Genomic DNA, 22,946 nt, shown 5'->3' on the forward strand with positions numbered 1-22,946 from the left:
GATTTAGAAACTAAAAAGCCAGCTCTAGGCTGGCTTATTGCAAAAAACGGCTGCTTACATTTTAGCGTAGTAGGCAGCTAATTCGGCAATTTCGGCGTCGGTTAAGTTAGCCGCTTGGCCCTGCATTACAACAGCTTGCCCGCCATTACGCTGCTTATCACGATAGGCTTTAAGCGAAGACACTAGGTATTGCTCATTTTGACCGGCTAAATGCGGATAGCCCGGAATCATAGCCTTTCCTTCAGCTCCGTGGCACGCAGCACATAATGGCGCTTTAGCTGGAGCCGCGCTTGCGGTTGATGCGACAAATGGTAGTGACAATGCCAACGCAATAATCAATTTGTTCATCTTCATCCTCTTTATTGTTATTGGGGATCTCTATGTGAGTCCTGACGCTTTCGCTCCACACAATAAAGCCTCAGGAAAATTAAGCTTATCAAATAAAACTCAACAGCAACAGCTTAATACTTAGGCAGAAACCGCCATCAAAAAATCGAAATAGGCGGAGCTTGTAAACAGTCCTCAGCATCATGGGTAACTAACAGAGCCGGAATTGACAGCTCTTCAATTTTATCTCGAACAAACTCGCGAAACTGTTTGCGCAAGGGTTTATCCAGCTTGCTAAAAGGCTCATCAAGCAATAATAATTTCGGCTCTGCCAATAAACTACGTAATACACTTACCCTCGCCCGCTGACCGCCCGACAAACTAGCAATATCACGCTGCTGATAGCCGGGCATACCAGCATCAGCTAAAGCTTGCTCTATAAGCTGAGCTGCTTGGCCTTGTTTGGCATGCGCTAAGCCGTATTGCAGGTTTTGAGCAACATTAAAATGCGGGAACAGCAAATCATCTTGAAACAGCATTCCAACTTGGCGTTGCGCTTGCGGCGCGTTGAGCAAAGACTTCCCGGCCAGACTCACTTCTCCCGAACAAGTAAAGCCCTCGTCTAAAGTACCGGCAATAGCCGCTAGAAAACTAGATTTACCACACCCACTCGGCCCCATAATAGTCACTATTTCACCACCGGCCACCGACATATTAAGCCTGCTTAAAAAGTGCTGCTGAGCAAACGCTAAACCAAAATCTTTAATCTCTAACATTAACTATGCATCCCTCGAAAATGCCGGTAGCGCCATTTAGGCCAAGCAATAGCAGCACTGTACACCAGCAGTGGCAGTAAAGTTTGCCATATCACCATAACTGCAGTGACTCGCCTATCACCACCAGAAGCCAGCGCAACTGCTTCGGTGGTTAGAGTACTCACTCGCCCTGCTCCCACAAACAAAGTAGGCAAGTATTGAGCAATACTCACAGCAAAACCAATAGCAAAAGCCAAGCCTAAAGGACGAGTAAGCATGGGTAATTTTACCGCCATAAAACTGCGCCAATAACTATGCGACAAACTAACCGCTGCCTGCATATAACGCTTATCAAAGGCCCGATAACTGCCAACCAAAGATAAATACACATAGGGTAGAACAAAAATAATGTGTGCCCAGATAACAGTAATGAGGTTGCCATCTAGGCGATACTTAAACAGCTGAACTTGCACACCAAATAGAAACACCACTTGAGGCAACAACAAAGGCAGGTACATCATTACTGACCACCAGCGCGACGTATTGGCTTGTTTTAATTGGTACTCCAAGCAGCCAACAACCAGTATTAAACTAATGGCAGCCGAAGAAAACGCAATGCCTAAACTATTAAATAATGGAGATAGCAAGTAACTCCCTGCTTGCTGCCAATAGTGCAAGCTCCACTGTGCAGGCAATACATCAGGAAATCGCCATCGCCAAGTTATTGACCAAATAAGGATCACCAAAAAGCTCAATACTAAGCTAAGCACCAGTGTCACTAACAAACCACGAGCAAGTTTGGCGCTACTCGCTGATTTGCGAACGCCTTGCATGGCTTTATTTAGTTGCCTGGTGAGATAGAGCTTTTCCAAGCCTAAAGACAGCAGCACACTCAACACCACTACTGTAAGCAGTAGCAATGAGCCCGCCGCCCCCACTAAACGCAGATCGATATTGCTATCACTAAACCACTGCCAAACCAATAGTGCCAGGGTTACAGGCTTACTCGGGCCGATAATTTGCGCCACGTCCACAACCGTGAGTGAGAATGCAAGCACCGTAAAAAACGGTAAGCGAATACGCTTAATTAGCTGCGGGAACAAAATATCTTGCCATACTTGCTGGCTCGAATAAGCAAAGCTTTGGCCAAGTGCCAAGCTGCGTTTTACGGGTAATTGAGAACAAGCAGACATTAATACCAATAGCATGAATGGTAACTCTTTCACCCACAAAGCGAGTATTAAGCTTAGCCCCCAAGCATCTTGAGTTGTTTGCCATAAAGGCGGGTAGTTAAAATCGGTTAACCAAGGGGAGACCAAACGCATCAGCCAGCCACTTGGCGCTAATAGAAATAATAAAGCAATGGCCATTGCAGCATGTGGGATGGCCAAAAATGGGGCCAGCGTTTTTTCAAGAAACTGCCACCAACGGCTTTGATAACAGTGCATGATTAGCCAAAGCGCTGATATCAATGACAATAAAGCAGCAGCCCAACCAGTAAACAGCGTAAGCAATACCGATTGCCATAATGAAGGATAACTAAATAGCTGTTGCCAAACGCTTAAGCTAAATTGGTGTTTTGATGCAATTGGAAAGTAGCCAAAAGCAGGTAAAAGCGTATCAATAAAACCAAACAGCAAAGGCAGCATCAGCAGTGCACAGGTCACAACTGGAAATAACACTGCTGCCTTTTTGGAAAATAGACTCATTGGCTATAGCGACGCAACCATTCTGCTTCTAATAAAGCGACCCAAGTAGCATGAGGTTCGCCTAAAACCTTGGCGCGATCTGCAGCACTTAAGCTAGCTTGGTTTTGCTGCCCAGCAAAAAACTGTTGTTGTTCAGCGCTAAGTTTATCCAAAGCTAATACCGTAGGGTCACCCCAATAGGTTAAATCGGCTTTACGTGCTTGCGCTTCAGGCGATAACAAAAAGTTAGCCACGACCATCGCAGCTGCACTGGCGTCACTATTAAACGGAATAGCCAAGAAATGAGTATTCCCTACTGTACCTACTTGATGCACATAACTACGTACCGATTCCGGCAATAGACCTTGTTCAATAGCAGCGGCTGGGTCATTAGGATTAAAGCTAAAAGCAATACTTAGCTCACCGTCATTGAGTAGCTGTTGCATTTGTCCGCTGCCACTAGGGAAGCTTTGGCCACGGCGCCACATTAATGGGTGTAACTCATCCAAATAAGCCCATAGCTTGCTGGTAGCCTTATTAAAATTTTGTTTATCAACTGGCTGATAAAGCTGCGCGGTGTCGTCAATGGTTTCAAATAAGGCTTGTTTTACAAAAGTGGTGCCATAAAAGCTTGGCGGAGCTGGATAACTAAATAAACCAGGGCTTTGCTGTAGGTAGCCAAGTAAAGCTTGCATCGACGTTGGTGCTTGCTTAATCCGCGCACCGTCGTAATAGAATGTCAGTTGGGCGCCTCCCCAAGGAGACTCGTAGCCTTCTACAGGTATGGTGAAGTCATACTGCAAGGCTGGGCTATTGGTATCGGTAAGCGCTAAATTTGGCAAGTGCTGGCTAAATGGGCCATAGAGCAATTTGGCCTCTTTTAAGGCGCGAAAGTTCTCACCGTTAACCCACACCAAATCAACGCTGCCACCGTTAGTTCTGCCACTCACTTTCTCTGCCAAAATACGGCTGACCACATTGGCGGTATCAGTAATTTTTACATGCTCAAGCTCAACACCATAGCGCTGCTTAACTTGCTCACCTGCCCAGCGAATATAGGCGTTAATATTATCGGCTCCAGCCCAGGCATTAAAATACACGGTTTGCCCTTTAGCTTGCTGCTCTATGTCTGACCAACTGCTATTGGCATGGGAAAAAACACTGATAAAGGCGGTCGCTAAAACCAAAAATAAACGCACTCTAACTCTCCTTGTTCAAGTAACCAATTTGCGACAACGAAATACTTATAGTCAAAACCGGATTTATCTCAACTATCTTTCAAAATCCTTTAAAATCATAGCCAATATACAAAAAAACCGCGCCTAGGCGCGGTTTTTTCAAGCTATTTAGCTGAAATTATTCAGCAGCAACAACTTGTAGAGTAACAGTAGCAGTTACGTCAGTGTGAACTTGAATAACAACTTCAACTTCACCTGTGTTACGTAGTACACCGTTTGGTAGGCGAACTTCAGATTTAACTACTTCAACACCAGCAGCAGTTACAACATCAGCGATGTCGCGAGTACCGATAGAACCGAATAGTTTACCTTCTTCACCAGCTTTAGCTTCGATAACAATTGCTTCTAGAGCATTTAGTTTCTCAGCGCGAGCTTCAGATGCTTTCAAAGTCTCAGCTAGTTTAGCTTCTAATTCTGAACGACGAGCTTCAAAAACTTCTACGTTAGCTTTAGTTGCTGGAACAGCTTTACCTTGTGGGATCAAGAAGTTACGTGCGTAACCTGCTTTAACATTAACTTGATCGCCCAAACCGCCTAAGTTAGCGATTTTGTCTAATAGAATAATTTCCATTACCTTTCCTCGATTAATTCGATTGAGTTAGGCTAGTTGCAAACGCCGATTTACTTATGTAAATCAGTGTATGGCAATAGAGCCAGGTAACGAGCACGTTTAATAGCGCGTGCAAGTTGACGTTGGTATTTAGCGCTTGTACCAGTAATACGACTAGGTACAATTTTACCACTTTCAGTGATGTAGTTTTTTAATGTTGCTGTATCTTTATAATCGATCTCAACAACACCTTCCGCTGAAAAGCGGCAGAATTTACGACGACGGAAAAAACGTGCCATAACATTATCCTCGTGATAACAAATCAATTTCAGAAGCATGAAGTACCAATCGATATGAACCGTTGGCCGCTTTGTGGCTATTTATAAAACCACTTACTCTTACTTCACACCCCATACTTATATGCGATGAATCTTGCTTCAAAATATCGCCACTGGCAACTACTGCTATTTGGCAATAGGCTTGGCGAGAAAATCCAGCTTCTTGTTGCTGCGAACGATGCTCTAGCCAAAATTGGCAATGTGCAACACCGGCCGGACTGGTAGAGCGTTTTGGTGCGCGTAATACTCGCCCCTGCAAAACCAACCTATTTTCAGACATAAGTCTTATTCTTCGCTAGCTGACTCTTCTTTAGCTTCTACTGCTGGAGCTTCTTCAGCTGCTGGTGCTGCTTCTTCACGACGAGCTGGACGCTCTTCGTCACGACGAGCTGGACGCTCATCTTTAGCTTTAGCAATTGGAGAGATCTCTGTAACAGCAGACTTAGTGCGCATGATCATGTTACGGATAACAGCATCGTTGAAACGGAAAGCAGTTTCCAATTCATCAACAACTTCTGCGCTAGCTTCGATGTTCAAAAGAACATAGTGGGCTTTGTGCAATTTTTCGATTGGGTAAGCCAATTGACGGCGGCCCCAATCTTCCAAGCGATGGATGCTACCGCCGTTATCTGTGATAACTGCTGAGTAACGCTCGATCATACCTGGAACTTGTTCGCTCTGGTCTGGGTGGACCATGAATACGATTTCGTAATGACGCATGATTGCTCCCTACGGGTTATAGCCTCGTTCATGGTACAGCCGAACCGAAGAGGCAAGGAACTAAAAGTAAAATGGCTGTTTTAGGGGCGCTGATTTTATGTGAAGGCGAGAATTTAATCAAGCTAAATTAAAGCCTCTGAATGATATTCCACGCAGAGGCTAGTAACTCAGTATTTCTGGCAGGGTAAATTGGGTATTAACGGCGCTGGCGCACCGCTTCAAACAGGCAGATTCCTGCTGCAACCGATACGTTTAAACTTGATACTGCACCTAGCATTGGCAACTTCACTAGTTCATCGCAGGTTTCACGAGTTAAGCGGCGCATCCCGCTGCCCTCAGCGCCCATCACAATCGCCATTGGACCCTGTAATTTACTGTCGTAAATAAACTGTTCGGCCTCACCTGCCGTGCCTACTACCCACACGCCTAGCTGCTGCAGTTCGCGCAGTGTTCTAGCAAGGTTAGTTACCACTACTAGAGGAACAGTTTCGGCCGCCCCGCAGGCTACTTTGCGCACAGTGGCATTTAATTGAACCGATTTATCTTTTGGCACAATTACCCCAGCCACGCCGGCAGCATCGGCATTACGTAAACATGCCCCTAGGTTATGTGGGTCGGTTACCCCATCTAATACCAGAAACAGTGGAGCCGAGTTTGATTCCACCAGCTGCTTTAAATCATTTTCGTTATAACCACGGCCAGCTTTTACTCGCGCCACAATGCCTTGGTGTTGCGAACTTTCGGCTTTGTCGTCTAGGGCTTTACGTGGCATAAACTGAACCGAAGCGCCCAAACGACGCAGCTCATTCAGCAAGGGTAATAAACGCTCATCTTGACGCCCTTTTAAGGCGTATACTTCAATAATTCGCTCAGGACTGCGCTCTAACAAAGCTTGCACAGCGTGCAAACCATAAATAACTTGTTGGCTCATGTTTAATTCTTCTGTTGTTTAACAGCGTTACGCTCTTGTTTACCAGGGCGCTGCTTACGTTTCTTTTTAGGCTTTTTACGCGTTTTGGCATTAGCCTCATTATTTGATTTTGCCTTTTTGGCCGCAGGATCACGTTGCTGCCAAGGGCTAAAGCCACCTTTGTTCTCGCTGCTACTCTCATTGCTCTTCGATTTAGCAGTGCCGCGGCGTTTACCTTTATTTTTACTGTCGCGATGGCGTTGTTTCTTTTTACCATCCCTAGAGCGTTCGGAATCCCCGGTTGATTTAGCAAAGCGTTTGCCGCGACCGCCATCTTTGCCAGTTCGCTCCGGGCGGTCAAATTCGTCGGCCTGACCATCCTTATTAACGATGACAAATTCCATTTTACGATCGGCCATGTTTACCGAGGCTACTTTTACTGTAACCGCATCACCTATTCTAAAGCGCTTTCCGGTTTTCTCTCCCACCAAGATCTGGCGAGCGGCATCATAATGATAATAGTCGCCACGTAAAGAGTTGATATGTACTAACCCATCAATATGAAACTCATCCAAGCGGGCAAAAAAGCCAAAACCGGTGACTGCAGCGATGGTTGCGGGTAACACGGTGCCCACATGATCTTGCATGTATTCACATTTAAGGCTGTCGGATACCTCGCGGGTGGCATCGTCGGCGCGACGTTCCGTCATTGAACACACTTCGCCAAACTTATCCATTTCATCATCTTGATAAGAGTAACCACCGGTAACCGTCCATTTGTTTTTAACGGTTTTGCCCGCGGCCTCAGCTTCTAACTTATTAACTAGAAACTTAATCACTCGGTGCAATAACAAGTCTGGGTATCGACGAATAGGTGAAGTAAAGTGCGCATAAGATTTAAGCGCTAAACCAAAGTGGCCAATGTTGTCAGGTTGATAGACCGCTTGCATCATTGAGCGCAATAACATGGTTTGAATCAGCTCAAGATCAGGTCGCTCTTGAATGGCTTCAACTAGTTTAAAGTAGTCACTCGGCTGTGGCTCTTCGCCTCCACCTAATGGCAGGCCTAACTCGTTCAGGAAACCTCTAAAATTAGTTAAACGCTCTTTACCGGGGCGATCGTGCACCCGATATAAAATGGCTTGCTGATGCTTTTCTACAAACTTAGCCGCTGCCACGTTTGCCTGAATCATGCACTCTTCAATCATTTTGTGTGCATCATTACGGGTTAGCGGAACAATTTGCTCAATTTTGCGTTGGGCATTAAAAATAAAACGGGTTTCTTGCGTTTCTAGCTCAATACCACCGCGCTGGGCACGGCTTACTTTTAAAGCACTGTATAAGCGATGCAGCTCTTGCAAGTGCGGAACTTGTTCGGCGTAGCGCTGGGCTAAAGCTTCATCACCATCCAGAATCGCCGCCACTTTGTTATAGGTAAATCGCGCATGCGAGTGCATTACCGCTTCATAAAATTTATAACCCGATAAACGGCCAGCAGCAGAAATTGTCATCTCTGCCACCATACATAAGCGGTCTACTTTTGGGTTAAGTGAACACAATCCATTGGAGAGTTGCTCTGGTAACATAGGGATAACTTGGTCAGGGAAATACACAGAGTTACCACGATTTAGCGCTTCTTTATCGAGTGCTGCATCGGGACGTACGTAATAAGACACATCTGCGATAGCTACCCACAAACGCCAGCCGCCAGACTTTTTGGCTTCACAATATACTGCATCATCAAAATCTCGAGCATCTTCACCATCGATGGTAACCAATGGTAGCTCACGCAAATCAACGCGGTTTTGTTTAGCCGCTTCATCCACTTCTTCTTCAAGCTTACTAACGGCTTTAGTGACCGCTTTTGGCCACTCATGTGGAATATCGTGATTACGCAAAGCAACTTGCACTTCCATGCCCGGTGCCATTTTTTCACCGAGAATATCAATCACTTTACCTACAGCCAGTTTGGGAGCCGAAGGGCGACTAAGCACTTCAATCACTACCACTTGGCCTTGGCGAGCACCCGCTGTGTCATTTTTGCCAATGAGAATATCTTGGTTAATTCGAGAATCGTCCGGCACGACATAGCGGTGATTGCCCTCGACAAAAAAGCGCCCCACTAACTCTAATTTACCTGGTTTTAATACTCGAATCACTTGGCCTTCACGGCGACCACGCTTATCCATGCTAGATGGCGCTGCCAACACAAAATCGTTATGAAAGACCTTGCGCATTTCTTTTGCAGGCAAGAATAAATCGGTGCCTTCTTGGGTAGTTTTTAAGAAACCAAAACCATCACGATGACCAATAATGGTTCCAGTCACTAAACCTAAACGCTCTGGTAAGGTATAAGCACCGATCCGCGTAGTTACTAAAGCACCTTCATCAAGCAACTCAGCAAGACTTGCCGAGAATTGGCTACGTTGTTCTTCACTACACAAGGCTTTAAGCCAGTCTTTAGAAACGGGGGCCATTTCTTCTGTTAAGGCAGCGAGTAAGGTCGATTTTAGTGTGGCCGACACAGCCTGATTTTGCATTAACTAACCTACTAAGTTGAGCAATAAAACGTATTGCTCTTCAAGAATAGCTCTATGTTAATGCTTTGCGCGTGGCTTTAGTAGGGTTGGTTGCTTGCTTTAGCTTTAACCACTACATATTCAGGCATTTTGCTAGCGAGAGCAGCCAATAATTGGCTGGCTTCACGGTGAGTTTGTTTGTCGGCAATGATTGAATGATGTAACCAGCGATAGGCATCTTCATAATCGTAAGGGCTGCCTTTGCCTTCCACATAGAGTGATACTAAGCGCAACTGAGCAGGTAGAAAACCTTGTCCTGCTGCTTCACGTAATAGTGGAATAGCTTTGGCGTAATCTTGCTGAACTAAGGTACCCGTTGCGTAATAGCGACCTAGCTGCTCCATGGCAGCTGCTAAACCTTGATTAGCCGCTCGCCACATATACATAACGCCAAGCTCAGGATTTGAATCGATACAGACTCCCCATGCCAGCATATCACCCCATAAAAATTGGTAAGCTGGAATAGCAACTTTTTCCGCCCGTGCCTCAATATCTTCAACTAACTGGCAATCGTCTGCTTTCACCCGAGCAAGGTGCTGATTGTTGTTAATCCAAGTGATTAACTCGTCTTGCTTATAAAGCTGAACCGCTTCAATATCTGATGGACTGGTGTATTCGGTAGGGTCGATAGTGACCGGCTCAGCTTGCTGTGCTGGCGTATCTAATTCATCATCCACTGACAAGGCATCAATAGATTCTGCAAAGGCCGCTGAACTTATTCCCGCAGCAAGAAGTAGTGAAATGATCTGCTTATTCATAGCCGTTCCTATCGTCTTAACACTTAAGCTATCGGCATCATGCCAAAAAACTAAAGCCACTTTTATCTCTGATAATCTAAATGGCCATTTCTACGCTAAAGCTAGCTTTGAAGCTTGTTTAAGATTAGTTTAGCTCAAGTATTGAAGCGCAAATAAATGGGCAACAACAGCTTTATAATTAACCTGAACTCGGGATAAGGGAGTGACGATAACTCTGCAAGCCAGTACTCAATCTCGCTTCATGTTTCTGGCGAGATAGGTTTGCTTAGTTCAAGGCGAAACTGCATGCCAATAGCTAGCCTATTGCAAGTAGCTACAACACCGAAATAATTAAAAGAGGCCGTCAGAAACCGTTTATTATCCCAAGCCTAGCTTAGTTAGGTACTTCGACAACATGCGGATACAAAAAAGGAGTGCATTGCACTCCTTTTTAGAATTTAAAATTTGTAATTAAACAAATTCTACGCCTTTATCGATATCACCGTGTAAGGTGTCTAACATGCCGTCAATTGCAGCTTTCTCAAATGCGCTAATTTCACCGTAAGGTAAGATTTCAGCAACACCTTGAGGACCCAAGCGTACTGGTTGAGCAAAGAACTTAGCATGTTCACTGCCGCCATCAACGTAGGCACACTCAATTACGTCTTCGCCTTGAGCGGCTTTAACTAAAGACAAACAGAAACGTGCGGCTGCTTGACCCATAGAAAGTGTTGCGCTACCGCCACCCGCTTTAGCTTCAACTACTTCAGTACCGGCGTTTTGAATGCGCGTGGTCATCGCGGCAATCTCTTCACCGGTGAATGAAATACCATCTAGCTGAGATAACAATGGCAAGATAGTTACACCACTGTGGCCACCAATAACGTTTAAGTTAATGTCGGCAGGGTTTAAGCCTTTTGCTTCAGCAATAAATGTTTCAGAGCGGATTACGTCAAGAGTCGTTACACCAAACAATTTAGCAGGGTCGTATACACCGGCTTTTTTCAATACTTCTGCAGCAATTGGCACAGTAGTATTTACAGGGTTAGTGATAATGCCGATACACGCTTTAGGGCAGGTAACAGCAACTTTCTCGATAAGGTTTTTAACAATACCAGCGTTGATGTTGAATAGATCTGAACGATCCATACCTGGCTTACGCGCCACACCAGCTGAAATAAGAACAATATCGGCACCTTCTAGGGCCGGGCTTGGGTCTTCGCCTGCAAATCCTTTAATGGCCACTTGTGTAGGGATGTGGCTCAAATCTACAGCAACACCTGGTGTTACTGGGGCGATGTCGTAAAGCGAAAGTTCAGAACCAGCGGGTAACTGAGTTTTTAATAGTAATGAAAGGGCTTGGCCAATTCCGCCTGCAGCACCTAATACGGCAACTTTCATCAAACTTCTCCATGCTTTTTGTAGTTGTAGAGGGGATGTCTATAGAGACAGCTGACAAGATAACGGAATCCGCCTCAAAATACAATTTAGCAACATTTTTAAAGCAAGTTTAAAACAGGAAAAGGTTGCCTTAATCACACTTTAACAATATGGCTTAAGACCTTGGTCTAACAGTATTTGTTAGTTAAAAAAGGACTGATATATTGTTTGGTAAGTGCCATTATTTTTTAACACTTTAAGCGCATGGTTGATTTGATTCAGCAGGTCTTCGTCTTGCTTGGAAACAGCCATTCCCAAACCACTAGCAGGATAGCTTTCATCGACTTGAGTAACAAAGTTGGGATGACTCGCTAACCAGTAATGCGCAGCAGCGGCATCCAAAAACACCGCATCTATTTTCGTTTGTTCTAAATCATTAAGTGCCAATTGATAACTGGGGTAAGCAATCGACAAAATATCTGGTCGTTGCTCACGTAAAAAACGCATAAAGCTAGAACCGCTTTGTACTGCCACAACAGCGCTATTAGCCAAGACCTGTCCCGAGCTAGTTATATATACCGCCATGTTGTCAAAATACGCATCGCTAAAATTAACTAACTGTTTTCGCTGCTCGGTGATGTCTAAAGCTGAAATCGCCAAGTTATAGTGCCCTGCCGCAACACTCGTCAGCAAACTGTCAAAAGGCTGATGGTAAAACTCACATTCTCTGTTTATTTGTATACACACCGCTTTGGCTAATTCGATATCAAAACCCACTAATTGCTTTTGCTCGTCAAAGGCTTCAAATGGTGGGTAAGAGGCTTCGGTAACAATTCGTAAGGGTTTATCTTCAGCAAAGGCTGAACTAAACACAAAAACAGGAAAAAGAATGAAAAGTTTAATCCACATAATCAACTACTCATCGAGTCGGATGGGGCTATCATAATTCAGCTTAGCAAAGGCTCACAACTAATTGTTATTAAATGCAATAATAATTCTGTGTCAGAGTATGCATTTATATGCATAAAACTAGAATAAAGTTGAATTAGAGTAAAAAGTTGGCGACAATGGCAACGGATTTATAAGCTCGGATCACCGATGAAATATAGCGATAAACAAGAACAGTTAATAAAAGCCTTTAAATCACTGTTAAAAGAGGAACGATTTGGCTCACAAGCCGAAATAGTGACCGCCCTGCAAGAGCAAGGTTTCGAAAACATTAATCAATCGAAAGTGTCACGCATGTTAAGTAAGTTTGGCGCGGTGCGTACTCGTAACGCAAAAATGGAAATGGTTTACTGCTTACCAGCAGAATTAGGGGTTCCAACCGTTTCTAGCCAACTAAAAATCTTAGTATTAGAAATGGATTTCAATGACGCTCTCATCGTTATCCACACCAGCCCCGGCGCAGCTCAACTAATAGCCCGTTTGTTAGATTCATTAGGCAAAGCTGAGGGTATTCTTGGCACCATTGCTGGTGATGACACCATTTTTATCACCCCTACTCGCCAAGTAGATATTGCCGATGTCTTCCAGTCAGTGAAAGAACTCTTTGAAGTTGGCTAACTAAGCCTAATTAGCTTCCCTAAAGCGATGCTTTAGGGAAGACAAATGCCGCATCCCCATCTACCGACAACCATACTTTTGTGCCAGCACTCGCCTGCCAATGATCGCGCATACGCGCATGTATTACCCGCTCAGGCATACCGCTTAGCTGCAATCTAAAGTGGGTTTCGTTACCCATTGCATGCACTGATATCACTGTAGCTTCTATCTGATCTTTGTTTTCGAGCTGGTGTACCACGATATCTTTAGCCCGCACAATAATCTCTGCCATCTGCTGATCTTCGATGTCAGCTGCAGCAAATGCTCCAAGTGGCGTGTTAACTTTGTGCCCTTCAACTTCCACTTCAAAGCGATTGCTAGGGCCAAATAACGCTGCCACAAAGGCGTTTTTCGGATTGTTGTAAATTTCTTGAGGGCTAGCATTTTGCACAATCTCCCCCTTCTCCATCACTACAATTTTATCGGCGATAAACATTGCTTCTAGTGGATCGTGAGTCACCATTACCGCAGGGGTATTGGTTTTCTTCAGTACATCAAGGGTTTCTTCACGTACTTGCTGACGAAGATGCTCATCAAGCGCGGAGAAAGGCTCATCTAGCAGTAAAGTGCTTGGCTCTGGAGCTAAGGCACGAAGTAGAGCTACCCGCTGCTGCTGGCCACCCGACAAGGTATGCGGAAAGCGCTCTAACAAGCCTTGCATGCCCATATTATCTAGGCTTTCCTCAATCCAATTACGCCGCTTCGCAAGATCTTGCTGTTTACGTAAACCATACTCGATATTTTTACGCACACTCATATGAGGGAATAAGGCATAGTCTTGGAACATCATGCCAATGGCCCGTTGCTCTGGTGCTAGATGAATCGCTTGCTTAGGCGCAGCCACTAGCTTGTCTTGCAAGTAAAGCTCGCCACTTTGTAGTCGCTCTAAACCGGCGATAAGGCGTAACAGTGTGGTTTTACCACAACCCGATGGACCCAATAGCGCAACGATTTGATTCTCGTTCACTTCAATGCTGACATTTTTTAATGCCTGTTGTTCGCCGTAAAAATGATTAACTTTGCGTAAAACAATACTCATTGCGGGTTTATTGTCCTTGTGGGCGACGTTCAGAAGAACCGATATTTCGACTCATGATAATAACCGGGATAATGCCCGCCAGTAATATAGTTAATGCAGCCAAAGCGCTTTGCTCAAGCTGTTCTAAAGACGCCAAATCCCATACTTGGGTTGATAAAGTATCAAAATTAAACGGCCTTAGTATCAGGGTGATAGGCAACTCTTTCATGGTGTCTACAAACACCAGTAGCATGGCGGTGAGCACACTTGGTCGTATTAAAGGGAGATGAATTCGCCATAGCGTCTTACCTGAACGACTGCCAAGAATACGTGAGGCGTCATCCATTTCAGGAGTGATTTTGGTAAGGCTAGCGTCAAGAGTACGATAGCTTAAAGCGATAAAACGCAGCGAATAGGCTAATACCAAGGCGCTACCGGTGCCAGTGAGCAATAAGCCGGTGGGATAATCAAACCAGGCTTTCATTACGCTATCAACCGCATTATCAAACACACCAAGCGGGTACAAAATGCCCACTGCTAGCACCGCACCAGGGATGGCATACCCCAAGGTTGCAGCCTCGGCGATGCTACGCATTTTGTTGCTTTTAGATAAGCGGACCCCGTAGGCTAGCAACAACCCCAAAATCGTTGTTAGTAACGCGGCCATAATTGCCAGAGAAAAACTGTTCCAAGCACTATTTAAGTACTGCTCTAATCCTTGGTCTAAATTGCGTAATGCATAATTAGTTAACACCGTGATAGGCAAGATGAAACCAAGGCTAATAGGCAACAAACATAAAGCGGTAGCTAGCCACGCTTTAAAGCCCGAAAGCGGTTCGGCAAACATAGCGGGAGATTGACCGGTCAGCTTATAAAACTTACCAGCGTTGCGGCTGTAGCGCTCTAAACCCAGCAGCAAGATAGAAAAACTCACCAGCATTAAAGCTATTTGAGCGGCGGCTGAAAGGCTGCTCATGTTTAGCCACACATCAAATATTCCCGCGGTTAACGTAGGCACTGCAAAAAACTCTACCGTGCCGTATTCATTAATGGTTTCCATAAGCGCTAATGTAACCCCAACCACAATGGCAGGTCGCGCTAGTGGCAATGCCACTTTGAAAAAGCTCTGAGTTTGACTTTTGCCTAGGCAGCGGCTCATTTCAAAAAGCTGTGCAGCTTGCTCTACAAAAGCAGCTCGCGCTAACAAATACACATAGGGATACAGCACTAAACTCAATACCGCAATGGCACCCTGAATGGAGCGAATTTCCGGGAACCAGTAGTCTCGTGCGGTTTGCCAGCCAAATAGAGCGCGCAAGCTTTTTTGCACAAAACCTGCGTATTCAAGCTGGTCAGTAATAACAAAGGCGAGAATGTAACTTGGTACCGCCAAGGGTAGCAATAGCGCCCATACCAAAACCGATTTCAGGGGAAAATTAAAGCGCGTGACCAACCAGGCCGCACCGGTACCCATTAAACTGGTAAATAAAGCCACGCCCAAACACAGCATTAAAGTGTTTTTAACGTAAATCCAAAATACCGTATCCAGTAAGTGTTGCCAGATTTCTTGGTTGTCGGCCCATGAGAGCATCAAAATGGTGGCAATAGGGACAATGGCTAAGGCAGCAATTGCTAAGGCAAGCCATACCCAAGGGTCAAAGCGTAAACGAGCTAACGAGAAAGGCGAAGTAGAATTGGCGGTAGTGCTCATAGCTTCCAAATAAAAAAACGGCACAGAGCCGAAAACTAATAAAGCTGACCTAAGGCCAGCTTTATTGACGCTTGCTAATAGAATAGCAAGTTTAACAACCTTTACATATCATAGCCAACACGGTCAACTAAGCGTGCTGCTGCAGCACGTTGGTCTGCCACTTCTTGTAAGGAAATACGGTCAGCTTTGAAATCACCTAGGCTTTCAATAAACTCATCAGTTTTAATACCGGTGCGAACTGGTTCTTCGTAGTTAGCAGTAGCGTATAAACCTTGAGCTTTTTCACCAACTAAGAACTCTAACAACTTAATTGCGTTATCTTTGTTTTTAGCTGTTTTCAATAAACCAGCACCAGAGATATTAATGTGCTGACCACGGCCGCCAATGTCTTGGTCTAAGTATACAACGCGGATCTGCTCGGCCCACTCTTGCTGCTCTGGGCTCTTAGTGTTGTAGAACATCTTGCCCATGTAGTAACGGTTAGCAATCGCTAAGTCACATTGGCCTTCGAAGATGGCTTTAGCTTGAGCACGGTCGTTACCTTGTGGCTTGCGTGCCAAATTAGCTTTTAAACCTTTTAGCCACGTTTCTGCGGCAGCTTCACCGTCTTCTGCAATCACTGAAGCAATTAAACCAATGTTGTAAACATGCTTACCAGAACGGGTACAAATACGGCCTTGCCACTTTGGATCGGCTAAATCTTTAAGTGAATTAAGCTCACCTTCTTTAACACGGTCTTTATGAGCATAAATAACCCGAGCACGTGTGGTTAAGGCAAACCATAAGTTATCTGGGTGGCGTAAGTGAGCCGGAACAACTTCATCAATAACTGGAGAGTTAACGGCTTCAAACAAACCAGCAGCGCGCACTTCTTCCAAACGGCCGATATCAACGGTTAGTACTAAATCAGCAGGATTGTTTTCGCCTGCCGCTTTGATCTTTTCAGCTAAACCTTTAGCAGCATGCACAACATTTACTTTAATGCCCGTTTCTTCGGTAAACGCATCAGTTAAAGGTTGTAGCAAGCTTTGTTGGCGGTAAGAGTATAGGTTTACTTCTTCTGCAGCTAAGGCTGGAGTGGCAACCACTAGTGAAGCCACCATGGCCACTAATGAAGAGAATACTGATTTATTCACAAATGAGTCCTTCAATATATGTCAAACGCAAATCGTTATCATTTGACTTTAGATTAACATGGGACAACATCTTTCGCTATGTTTTAAAACAAAAAAAGGCCCGCAATGCGGGCCTTTTTTATTACTTTTTAATCTTAGCTAGAAGACTTAACTGTTACGAACTCTGGGTATGCATCGATACCACAATCAGCAATGTCCATACCGTTCATTTCTTCTTCTTCAGAAACTCGGATACCCATTACAGCTTTTAGGATGCTCCATACGATGAAGCTTGCTACGAATACCCATGCAAAGATAGTTAATGCACCGATGATTTGGCCAGAGAAGCTTGAACCATCGTTAGTTAGTGGAACAATCAATAGACCGAATAGACCAACTACACCGTGAACTGAGATAGCACCTACTGGATCATCAATCTTAATCTTGTCGAAGAATACGATAGACGCAACAACCAATACGCCAGCTACAGCACCAAACAGAGTGGCTTGAAGCGCAGTAGGAGTAGAAGGTTCTGCAGTAATCGCTACTAGACCAGCTAGTGCGCCGTTTAATAACATTGTTAGGTCTGCTTTACCCCAAGTAAGCTTACATACTAGTAGTGCAGCGATTGCACCAGCCGCAGCTGCAGCGTTAGTGTTTAAGAATACCATTGCAACAGAGTGAGCGTTTGAAGCATCAGCAAGTTTCAATACAGAACCGCCGTTAAAGCCAAACCAACCCATCCATAAGATGAAAGTACCTACAGTAGCTAGCGGCATGTTTGAACCAGGAATTGGGTTAACAGAACCGTTTTTACCGTATTTACCTTTACGAGCACCTAGTAGTAGTACACCGGCTAATGCTGCTGCAGCACCTGCTAAGTGAACAATACCTGAACCAGCGAAGTCAGAGAAACCAAGGTCGCCTAGGTTGTATAGACCGAATACGTCTGCACCGCCCCATGTCCAGCTACCTTCTAGAGGATAGATGAAACCAGTTAGCACTACAGCGAAGATTAGGAATGCCCAAAGCTTCATACGCTCCGCAACTGCACCCGAAACAATAGACATTGCAGTTGCAACGAATACTACTTGGAAGAAGAAGTCAGAAGCACCTGAGTATACGCTGCCGCCTTCAAAGCCTTCTTCAGCTTTAGAAGCTAATACGCCACCTAGGTCAAAGGCTTCGATGCCTGATAAGAAGATACCGCCGTCATACATGATTGAGTAACCACAAATCAAGTACATGATACAAGCGATAGAGTAAAGAGCGATGTTCTTAGTAAGAATTTCTGTGGTGTTTTTAGCGCGAACTAAACCAGCTTCTAGCATAGAGAAACCAGCGGCCATCCACATTACTAATGCGCCACACACCAAAAAGTAGAAGGTGTCGATGGCATATTGCAGTTGATAAATTTCGTTTTCCATAATTACTTCCCCGTAATCCCTGTTTTAAGCTTGCTAAGGTTGCCCTTAGATAGCCTCTGCATCCATTTCGCCAGTACGAATACGTACTACGTTGCTTAAGTCGTATACAAAAATCTTACCGTCACCGATTTTGCCGGTGTAAGCAGCACTAGAAATAGCTTCAATAATGCGATCCACATTTTCTGAGCTAGTAGCAATCTCTAGTTTTACCTTAGGTAGAAAGTCAACTTGGTACTCGGCACCACGATATAATTCAGTGTGACCTTTTTGACGACCAAAACCTTTAACTTCAGATACGGTTAAACCATCTACGCCAACTTCGGCGATGGCTTCACGCACGTCATCCAATTTGAATGGCTTGATTATCGCGCTAATTAGTTTCATTTGAGCTCCTCCAAAGAGTCATCGATTAACTTTTCTCGAATAACAAAATACAAGGCTTGTGCCAAAACAAAATTAGCGATATAAAACAATAAGTTAAGAAACAAAACATAAAATAGAACAAATACAGTCGCACCATTATGGTGCTATATTTTTTAACAACGCTCCAACATGGTTCACATTTTGGTAGTGGTATTTCTATCAGCACTAATAAAGTGCAGCTAGCGGAGAATACGTAACCATTTGGCAGTTAACCCGCGTATAAGTTAGGGTTAAAGTAATGAATTGGCTGAATAAAAAGAGCTAAAGAAGGGTTTAGAGCATTTTCGAGCTAGATGCTAATTCTGCACCATGTTAATAAGTCTCGATAGAATTTAACAATTCTAGGAAATCGTCATAACCGCAAGCACTATGCGCTGCATCTAAACTCATGGCATCTTGCAAAAGCGCTGGATTATCTGAAGCGTCGTCTTGAGAAACCTCGATGCTTACTTCATCTAGATTGGCCATAAAACGGAACTCATCACTGTCTATGTGTAGCTCTGCTAAGCCAGATAGATTTTTCAGGCGGGCGAGTAAGGAAGAAATAAACTGACGATCTTTATTCAATTCACGCTCTAGCCACATCGAAAAACACCGATGTTCGTCACCGCAATCAATAAAAAATGCGCCGTCCAATGAACGGCGAATCGTCAGTTCCATAGTTTCAGTCTAGTTACTTAAACAAGCAGACTGTAAGTTTACGCTAGCTGCGCTGTTTAACATAGTAGGAACAAGATCATAAGCGGCATTTGGCTTTAGTTTAAAGCGCATTGCTACGGCTGTTTTGATTTGTTTTTCCAATACTTCAATGTTAACAGGCTTTACGATTAAGCCTTGCACGTCCATCAATACATTAAAACCAAGCAATTGCTTAGTGGCTTCAGATGCTAAAGATAGAATAGCAATATCAGAGCTAGCTAAAGTTTGGCCAGTTCGAATTGCCTTAATTAGCTTTAAGCCTTCGGCATTAGCTAACTCGGTGTCGATGATCACAGCTTGGAACTCGTTGCTCATTAGTCGCTCATGCAACAAACCAGCATTAGAGAACATTTCTAACTGTTTTAACTCGCCATCTGCCTTCAGGTTTTGAATTTTCTGGCAGGTCTCAGCATCACTTAGTAACAAGGCTTTAGCTTGATTTTGAACCAGCTCCGGTTTTACTCGGTTTGGCTGACCTACTGCTTCACATCTTGCTATGTAACCCTTTTTGGGAATGGTAGCGATAGTGAGTTCAGTATTGTTCAAAGTAGTGATTACTTTTCGTAACTGAGATATATGCTGGTTAATTGTATGGTCTGAGACACTACGCCCCCACACAGCATCAGACAAGTCGTCTCTCCCCACAACTTGATTGACATGTTTACACAAATATCCCAACAAATGGGTTCTTAATGGTCCCAAATAGGCACTTTTATCCTTAAACGTAATACTATTTTGGCTCATATCTACGGCCAACGGGCCAACTACTACAACATCATTAAAGGACATATTGTCTTCCAACTGCAAGCGAATGAGCTAGTAAATCTAGCGGGCTCCTTTATACCAGTAAATGCTAAAATTATCCATATTTTGCAGCACATAATAACGCAAATTATATTTATTTTATAATAAAATGTTCATAATTTTACTTATTTAGGCGTATATATAGTACCACCTCAGTGTGTTACTTGGCTATTGTGCAAAAAAAAACGCAGCCAAAGCTGCGTTTTTTATACGGTGAGAAAACTCTACACGGCGGCTTGAATAATTACTTCATCAGCCACTTTAGTGTAATCAGTGATTTCATCGAAGTTGAGGTAACGATAAGTATCAGCTGCAGTAGCGTCAATTTGCTTCGCATACTCAAGGTACTCCTCTGGAGTAGGTAACTTACCTAAAATTGCCGATACAGCAGCTAACTCGGCAGAAGCCAAGTACACGTTAGCACCGGTACCTAAACGGTTAGGGAAATTACGCGTAGAGGTAGAGACTACCGTTGAATTATCGGCCACGCGTGCTTGGTTACCCATACACAAAGAACAACCAGGGATCTCGGTACGTGCACCAACACGACCGTAAATACCGTAGTAACCTTCTTCGGTAAGCTGCTTCTGGTCCATACGTGTAGGAGGAGCAACCCACATACGTGTTGGCAATGAGCCAGTATGCTTGTCGAGTAACTTACCTGCTGCACGGAAGTGACCAATGTTAGTCATACATGAGCCTAAGAACACTTCATCAATGCTCTGGCCTGCTACTTCAGATAGTAAACGGGCATCATCTGGATCATTTGGCGCACACAATACTGGCTCGTTAATATCAGCCAAATCAATCTCAATGATTTCTTTATACTCTGCGTCTTTGTCCGCTTCCATCAACTCAGGGTTAGCGATCCACTCTTGCATAGCAGTGATACGGCGCTCGATAGTACGACGGTCGCCGTAGCCTTCAGCAATCATCCACTTAAGCATCACAATGTTTGAGTTTAAGTACTCAATGATTGGGGCTTTACCTAACTTAATAGTACAACCAGCAGCACTACGCTCAGCAGATGCATCCGACAATTCAAAAGCTTGCTCAACTTTTAGCTCTTCTAAGCCTTCAATTTCTAAGATACGACCAGAGAAGATGTTTTTCTTACCTTTCTTCTCAACCGTTAATAGACCGCGTTGAATCGCAGCATAAGGAATTGCATGCACCAAATCGCGTAAGGTAATACCCGGCTTCATTTCGCCTTTAAAGCGAACCAAGATTGATTCCGGCATATCTAAAGGCATAACACCAGTAGCAGCAGCAAATGCCACCAAACCAGAACCTGCAGGGAATGAAATACCAATTGGGAAACGAGTATGCGAGTCACCACCAGTACCAACTGTATCTGGTAACAACATACGGTTTAGCCAAGAGTGGATAACACCGTCACCAGGGCGTAGAGATACACCACCACGGTTCATGATGAAATCAGGAAGCGTGTGGTGAGTATTCACATCTACTGGTTTAGGGTAAGCAGCGGTATGACAGAATGACTGCATGGTTAGGTCTGCAGAGAAACCCAAACAGGCTAAATCTTTCAGCTCGTCACGGGTCATTGGGCCAGTAGTATCTTGCGAGCCCACTGTCGTCATCTTCGGCTCACAGTATTGGCCAGGTCGAATACCGTCTACACCACAAGCTTTACCTACCATTTTCTGAGCAAGCGTAAAGCCTTTAGTTGAAGCAGCTACATCTTGAGGGCGCTTGAATACTTCAGAAGGCTCTAGGCCTAAAGATGTACGAGCGCGGTCAGTTAAGCCACGGCCAATAATGAGAGGGATACGGCCACCAGCGCGAACTTCATCAAGTAATACGTCGGTTTTTAGCTCAAAGGTTGAGATAACTTCGTCAGTACCTGATTTTTTCACTTCACCAGCAAACGGGTAAATGTCGATAACATCGCCCATGCCTAGTTTTTCTACGTCTAGCTCAATAGGCAATGCGCCAGCATCTTCCATGGTATTAAAGAAGATTGGTGCAATTTTTCCACCTAAACAGAAGCCACCGCCACGCTTGTTTGGTACATGAGGAATATCATCGCCCATTAACCACAACACAGAGTTAGTAGCAGATTTACGCGAAGAACCAGTACCAACAACGTCACCTACGTAAACTAGCGGATGGCCTTTTTCTTTCAAGGCTTCAACTTGCTTCATTGGGCCAATTGAACCCGCTTGATCAGGTTCGATACCTTCTCTGGCATTTTTAAGCATAGCTAATGCGTGCAGTGGGATATCTGGTCGAGACCAAGCATCAGGAGCAGGCGATAAGTCATCGGTGTTAGTTTCACCGGTCACTTTGAAAACAGTAAGTGTTGATTTTTCAGCAAGCTCAGGGCGGCTTAAGAACCACTCTGCATCGGCCCAGCTTTGCATCACTTGTTGTGCAAAACTGTTGCCCGCTTTGGCTTTTTCTTCCACGTCGTGGAAAGCATCAAACATCAATAAAGTATGTGACAAGGCTTTAGCTGCGATAGGTGCAAGCTCAGTATTATCAAGTAATGAGATAAGTGGTTCGATATTGTAACCACCTTGCATTGTACCCAACAGTTCAGTGGCATACGCGGCAGAAACAATAGGAGAGCTTACTTCTCCAGCTGCTACAGCAGCAAGAAAACCGGCTTTAACATAAGCGGCTTCATCTACACCTGGGGGAATTCGGTTTGCTAACAAATCGAGTAGAAACTCTTCTTCACCGGCTGGCGGAGCTTTTAATAACTCTACTAATCCTGCGGTTTGTTCAGCATCGAGGGGTTTAGGTACAATACCTTCAACAGCACGCTCTTCGACGTGTTTGCGGTAGCTTTCTAGCACGGCTCGCTCCTTATTGTAATAATGCCCGTAGGGGATATCCATATATATGGGCCAGAGCTTTGCTGGCCACATGGGGCTGAGATTATAGCCGTTTTAACTA

General features: G+C 44.5%; 22 protein-coding genes. 1 reads left to right on the forward strand and 21 read right to left on the reverse strand.

The genetic code is table 11. From position 1 onward, the window contains the following. Positions 1 to 54: 54 nt before the first annotated feature. From ACYFDN_RS16705 to ACYFDN_RS16765, 13 genes are all read right to left on the reverse strand, one after another. Positions 55 to 348, reverse strand: a complete 294-nt coding sequence (locus ACYFDN_RS16705) for a c-type cytochrome (RefSeq protein WP_040306938.1) — start codon at positions 346 to 348, stop codon at positions 55 to 57. A gap of 137 nt (positions 349 to 485) precedes the next feature. Then, positions 486 to 1,103: an ATP-binding cassette domain-containing protein gene (locus tag ACYFDN_RS16710; protein WP_483512009.1), complete on the reverse strand. Its 618-nt coding sequence runs from the start codon at positions 1,101 to 1,103 to the stop codon at positions 486 to 488. Then, positions 1,103 to 2,791, reverse strand: coding sequence for an ABC transporter permease (locus tag ACYFDN_RS16715; protein ID WP_483512011.1), 1,689 nt, complete (start codon positions 2,789 to 2,791; stop codon positions 1,103 to 1,105). The genes ACYFDN_RS16710 and ACYFDN_RS16715 overlap by 1 nt, the downstream gene beginning before the upstream one ends. Next, positions 2,788 to 3,969: an ABC transporter substrate-binding protein gene (locus ACYFDN_RS16720; protein WP_249483554.1), complete on the reverse strand. Its 1,182-nt coding sequence runs from the start codon at positions 3,967 to 3,969 to the stop codon at positions 2,788 to 2,790. The genes ACYFDN_RS16715 and ACYFDN_RS16720 overlap by 4 nt, the downstream gene beginning before the upstream one ends. 157 nt (positions 3,970 to 4,126) lie before the next feature. After that, entirely contained in the window at positions 4,127 to 4,579 is a 453-nt protein-coding gene (gene rplI / locus ACYFDN_RS16725; RefSeq protein ID WP_016400826.1) for a 50S ribosomal protein L9, read from the reverse strand. A gap of 50 nt (positions 4,580 to 4,629) precedes the next feature. After that, positions 4,630 to 4,857, reverse strand: a complete 228-nt coding sequence (gene rpsR, locus ACYFDN_RS16730) for a 30S ribosomal protein S18 (RefSeq protein WP_016400825.1) — start codon at positions 4,855 to 4,857, stop codon at positions 4,630 to 4,632. A 4-nt stretch (positions 4,858 to 4,861) separates the two neighbouring features. After that, positions 4,862 to 5,176, reverse strand: a complete 315-nt coding sequence (priB, locus tag ACYFDN_RS16735; protein WP_040306936.1) for a primosomal replication protein N — start codon at positions 5,174 to 5,176, stop codon at positions 4,862 to 4,864. Between the two features lie 5 nt (positions 5,177 to 5,181). Then, positions 5,182 to 5,616 carry a 30S ribosomal protein S6 gene (gene rpsF / locus ACYFDN_RS16740; protein ID WP_016400823.1) on the reverse strand — a complete coding sequence of 145 codons (435 nt, stop codon included), beginning with the start codon at positions 5,614 to 5,616 and terminating at the stop codon, positions 5,182 to 5,184. Between the two features lie 196 nt (positions 5,617 to 5,812). Further along, a complete protein-coding gene (gene rlmB, locus ACYFDN_RS16745; protein ID WP_483512013.1) occupies positions 5,813 to 6,547 on the reverse strand; it encodes a 23S rRNA (guanosine(2251)-2'-O)-methyltransferase RlmB in 735 nt (244 codons plus the stop codon). A gap of 2 nt (positions 6,548 to 6,549) precedes the next feature. Next, positions 6,550 to 9,066: a ribonuclease R gene (gene rnr, locus ACYFDN_RS16750; RefSeq protein ID WP_483512014.1), complete on the reverse strand. Its 2,517-nt coding sequence runs from the start codon at positions 9,064 to 9,066 to the stop codon at positions 6,550 to 6,552. Positions 9,067 to 9,143: 77 nt separating this feature from the next. Beyond that, entirely contained in the window at positions 9,144 to 9,863 is a 720-nt protein-coding gene (locus ACYFDN_RS16755; RefSeq protein ID WP_483512016.1) for a tetratricopeptide repeat protein, read from the reverse strand. 450 nt (positions 9,864 to 10,313) lie between these two features. Next, complete coding sequence (mdh, locus tag ACYFDN_RS16760) at positions 10,314 to 11,243, reverse strand: malate dehydrogenase (protein WP_483512017.1); 930 nt, start codon at positions 11,241 to 11,243, stop codon at positions 10,314 to 10,316. Between the two features lie 180 nt (positions 11,244 to 11,423). Further along, complete coding sequence (locus ACYFDN_RS16765) at positions 11,424 to 12,131, reverse strand: transporter substrate-binding domain-containing protein (protein WP_483512018.1); 708 nt, start codon at positions 12,129 to 12,131, stop codon at positions 11,424 to 11,426. A 189-nt stretch (positions 12,132 to 12,320) separates the two neighbouring features. Between ACYFDN_RS16765 and argR the strand changes: the two genes are divergently transcribed. Continuing rightward, on the forward strand, positions 12,321 to 12,788 hold the full coding sequence (gene argR, locus ACYFDN_RS16770) for a transcriptional regulator ArgR (RefSeq protein ID WP_016400817.1): 468 nt from the start codon (positions 12,321 to 12,323) through the stop codon (positions 12,786 to 12,788). 19 nt (positions 12,789 to 12,807) lie between these two features. Here the strand turns inward: argR and ACYFDN_RS16775 are convergent, their stop codons facing one another. The 8 genes from ACYFDN_RS16775 to acnB all read right to left on the reverse strand — a co-directional run bounded on the left by ACYFDN_RS16775 (position 12,808) and on the right by acnB (position 22,846). Next, the gene (locus ACYFDN_RS16775; protein ID WP_483512019.1) at positions 12,808 to 13,866 is read right to left on the reverse strand and encodes an ABC transporter ATP-binding protein; all 1,059 of its coding nucleotides are present in this window, start codon (positions 13,864 to 13,866) and stop codon (positions 12,808 to 12,810) included. A gap of 7 nt (positions 13,867 to 13,873) precedes the next feature. After that, entirely contained in the window at positions 13,874 to 15,556 is a 1,683-nt protein-coding gene (locus ACYFDN_RS16780) for an ABC transporter permease (RefSeq protein WP_483512022.1), read from the reverse strand. A gap of 101 nt (positions 15,557 to 15,657) precedes the next feature. Then, positions 15,658 to 16,692 (reverse strand): Fe(3+) ABC transporter substrate-binding protein, encoded by a 1,035-nt coding sequence (locus ACYFDN_RS16785; RefSeq protein ID WP_016400814.1) that lies wholly within the window; start codon positions 16,690 to 16,692, stop codon positions 15,658 to 15,660. Between the two features lie 134 nt (positions 16,693 to 16,826). Next, entirely contained in the window at positions 16,827 to 18,098 is a 1,272-nt protein-coding gene (locus ACYFDN_RS16790) for an ammonium transporter (RefSeq protein WP_016400813.1), read from the reverse strand. Between the two features lie 45 nt (positions 18,099 to 18,143). Next, the gene (locus ACYFDN_RS16795; protein ID WP_016400812.1) at positions 18,144 to 18,482 is read right to left on the reverse strand and encodes a P-II family nitrogen regulator; all 339 of its coding nucleotides are present in this window, start codon (positions 18,480 to 18,482) and stop codon (positions 18,144 to 18,146) included. A 351-nt stretch (positions 18,483 to 18,833) separates the two neighbouring features. Next, positions 18,834 to 19,181, reverse strand: a complete 348-nt coding sequence (locus ACYFDN_RS16800) for a YacL family protein (protein ID WP_483512025.1) — start codon at positions 19,179 to 19,181, stop codon at positions 18,834 to 18,836. 9 nt (positions 19,182 to 19,190) lie between these two features. After that, positions 19,191 to 20,009, reverse strand: coding sequence for a winged helix-turn-helix domain-containing protein (locus tag ACYFDN_RS16805; protein ID WP_338622246.1), 819 nt, complete (start codon positions 20,007 to 20,009; stop codon positions 19,191 to 19,193). A gap of 239 nt (positions 20,010 to 20,248) precedes the next feature. Beyond that, positions 20,249 to 22,846 (reverse strand): bifunctional aconitate hydratase 2/2-methylisocitrate dehydratase, encoded by a 2,598-nt coding sequence (gene acnB / locus ACYFDN_RS16810; RefSeq protein ID WP_483512026.1) that lies wholly within the window; start codon positions 22,844 to 22,846, stop codon positions 20,249 to 20,251. Between the last annotated feature and the right edge of the window lie 100 nt (positions 22,847 to 22,946).

It is taken from the genome of Agarivorans sp. D1326, assembly GCF_056958115.1.

What these genes read in the sequence shown, in the direction of transcription:
- priB (WP_040306936.1), bottom strand. Translation starts at nt 5,176, where the DNA reads ATGTCTGAAAATAGGTTGGTTTTGCAGGGGCGAGTATTACGCGCACCA.
- argR (WP_016400817.1), top strand. Translation starts at nt 12,321, where the DNA reads ATGAAATATAGCGATAAACAAGAACAGTTAATAAAAGCCTTTAAATCA.
- ACYFDN_RS16795 (WP_016400812.1), bottom strand. Translation starts at nt 18,482, where the DNA reads ATGAAACTAATTAGCGCGATAATCAAGCCATTCAAATTGGATGACGTG.
- rplI (WP_016400826.1), bottom strand. Translation starts at nt 4,579, where the DNA reads ATGGAAATTATTCTATTAGACAAAATCGCTAACTTAGGCGGTTTGGGC.
- ACYFDN_RS16705 (WP_040306938.1), bottom strand. Translation starts at nt 348, where the DNA reads ATGAACAAATTGATTATTGCGTTGGCATTGTCACTACCATTTGTCGCA.
- ACYFDN_RS16805 (WP_338622246.1), bottom strand. Translation starts at nt 20,009, where the DNA reads ATGTCCTTTAATGATGTTGTAGTAGTTGGCCCGTTGGCCGTAGATATG.
- mdh (WP_483512017.1), bottom strand. Translation starts at nt 11,243, where the DNA reads ATGAAAGTTGCCGTATTAGGTGCTGCAGGCGGAATTGGCCAAGCCCTT.
- ACYFDN_RS16755 (WP_483512016.1), bottom strand. Translation starts at nt 9,863, where the DNA reads ATGAATAAGCAGATCATTTCACTACTTCTTGCTGCGGGAATAAGTTCA.
- ACYFDN_RS16790 (WP_016400813.1), bottom strand. Translation starts at nt 18,098, where the DNA reads ATGGAAAACGAAATTTATCAACTGCAATATGCCATCGACACCTTCTAC.
- ACYFDN_RS16765 (WP_483512018.1), bottom strand. Translation starts at nt 12,131, where the DNA reads ATGTGGATTAAACTTTTCATTCTTTTTCCTGTTTTTGTGTTTAGTTCA.
- ACYFDN_RS16710 (WP_483512009.1), bottom strand. Translation starts at nt 1,103, where the DNA reads ATGTTAGAGATTAAAGATTTTGGTTTAGCGTTTGCTCAGCAGCACTTT.
- rpsF (WP_016400823.1), bottom strand. Translation starts at nt 5,616, where the DNA reads ATGCGTCATTACGAAATCGTATTCATGGTCCACCCAGACCAGAGCGAA.
- rpsR (WP_016400825.1), bottom strand. Translation starts at nt 4,857, where the DNA reads ATGGCACGTTTTTTCCGTCGTCGTAAATTCTGCCGCTTTTCAGCGGAA.
- ACYFDN_RS16715 (WP_483512011.1), bottom strand. Translation starts at nt 2,791, where the DNA reads ATGAGTCTATTTTCCAAAAAGGCAGCAGTGTTATTTCCAGTTGTGACC.
- ACYFDN_RS16800 (WP_483512025.1), bottom strand. Translation starts at nt 19,181, where the DNA reads ATGGAACTGACGATTCGCCGTTCATTGGACGGCGCATTTTTTATTGAT.
- ACYFDN_RS16775 (WP_483512019.1), bottom strand. Translation starts at nt 13,866, where the DNA reads ATGAGTATTGTTTTACGCAAAGTTAATCATTTTTACGGCGAACAACAG.
- rnr (WP_483512014.1), bottom strand. Translation starts at nt 9,066, where the DNA reads ATGCAAAATCAGGCTGTGTCGGCCACACTAAAATCGACCTTACTCGCT.
- ACYFDN_RS16780 (WP_483512022.1), bottom strand. Translation starts at nt 15,556, where the DNA reads ATGAGCACTACCGCCAATTCTACTTCGCCTTTCTCGTTAGCTCGTTTA.
- rlmB (WP_483512013.1), bottom strand. Translation starts at nt 6,547, where the DNA reads ATGAGCCAACAAGTTATTTATGGTTTGCACGCTGTGCAAGCTTTGTTA.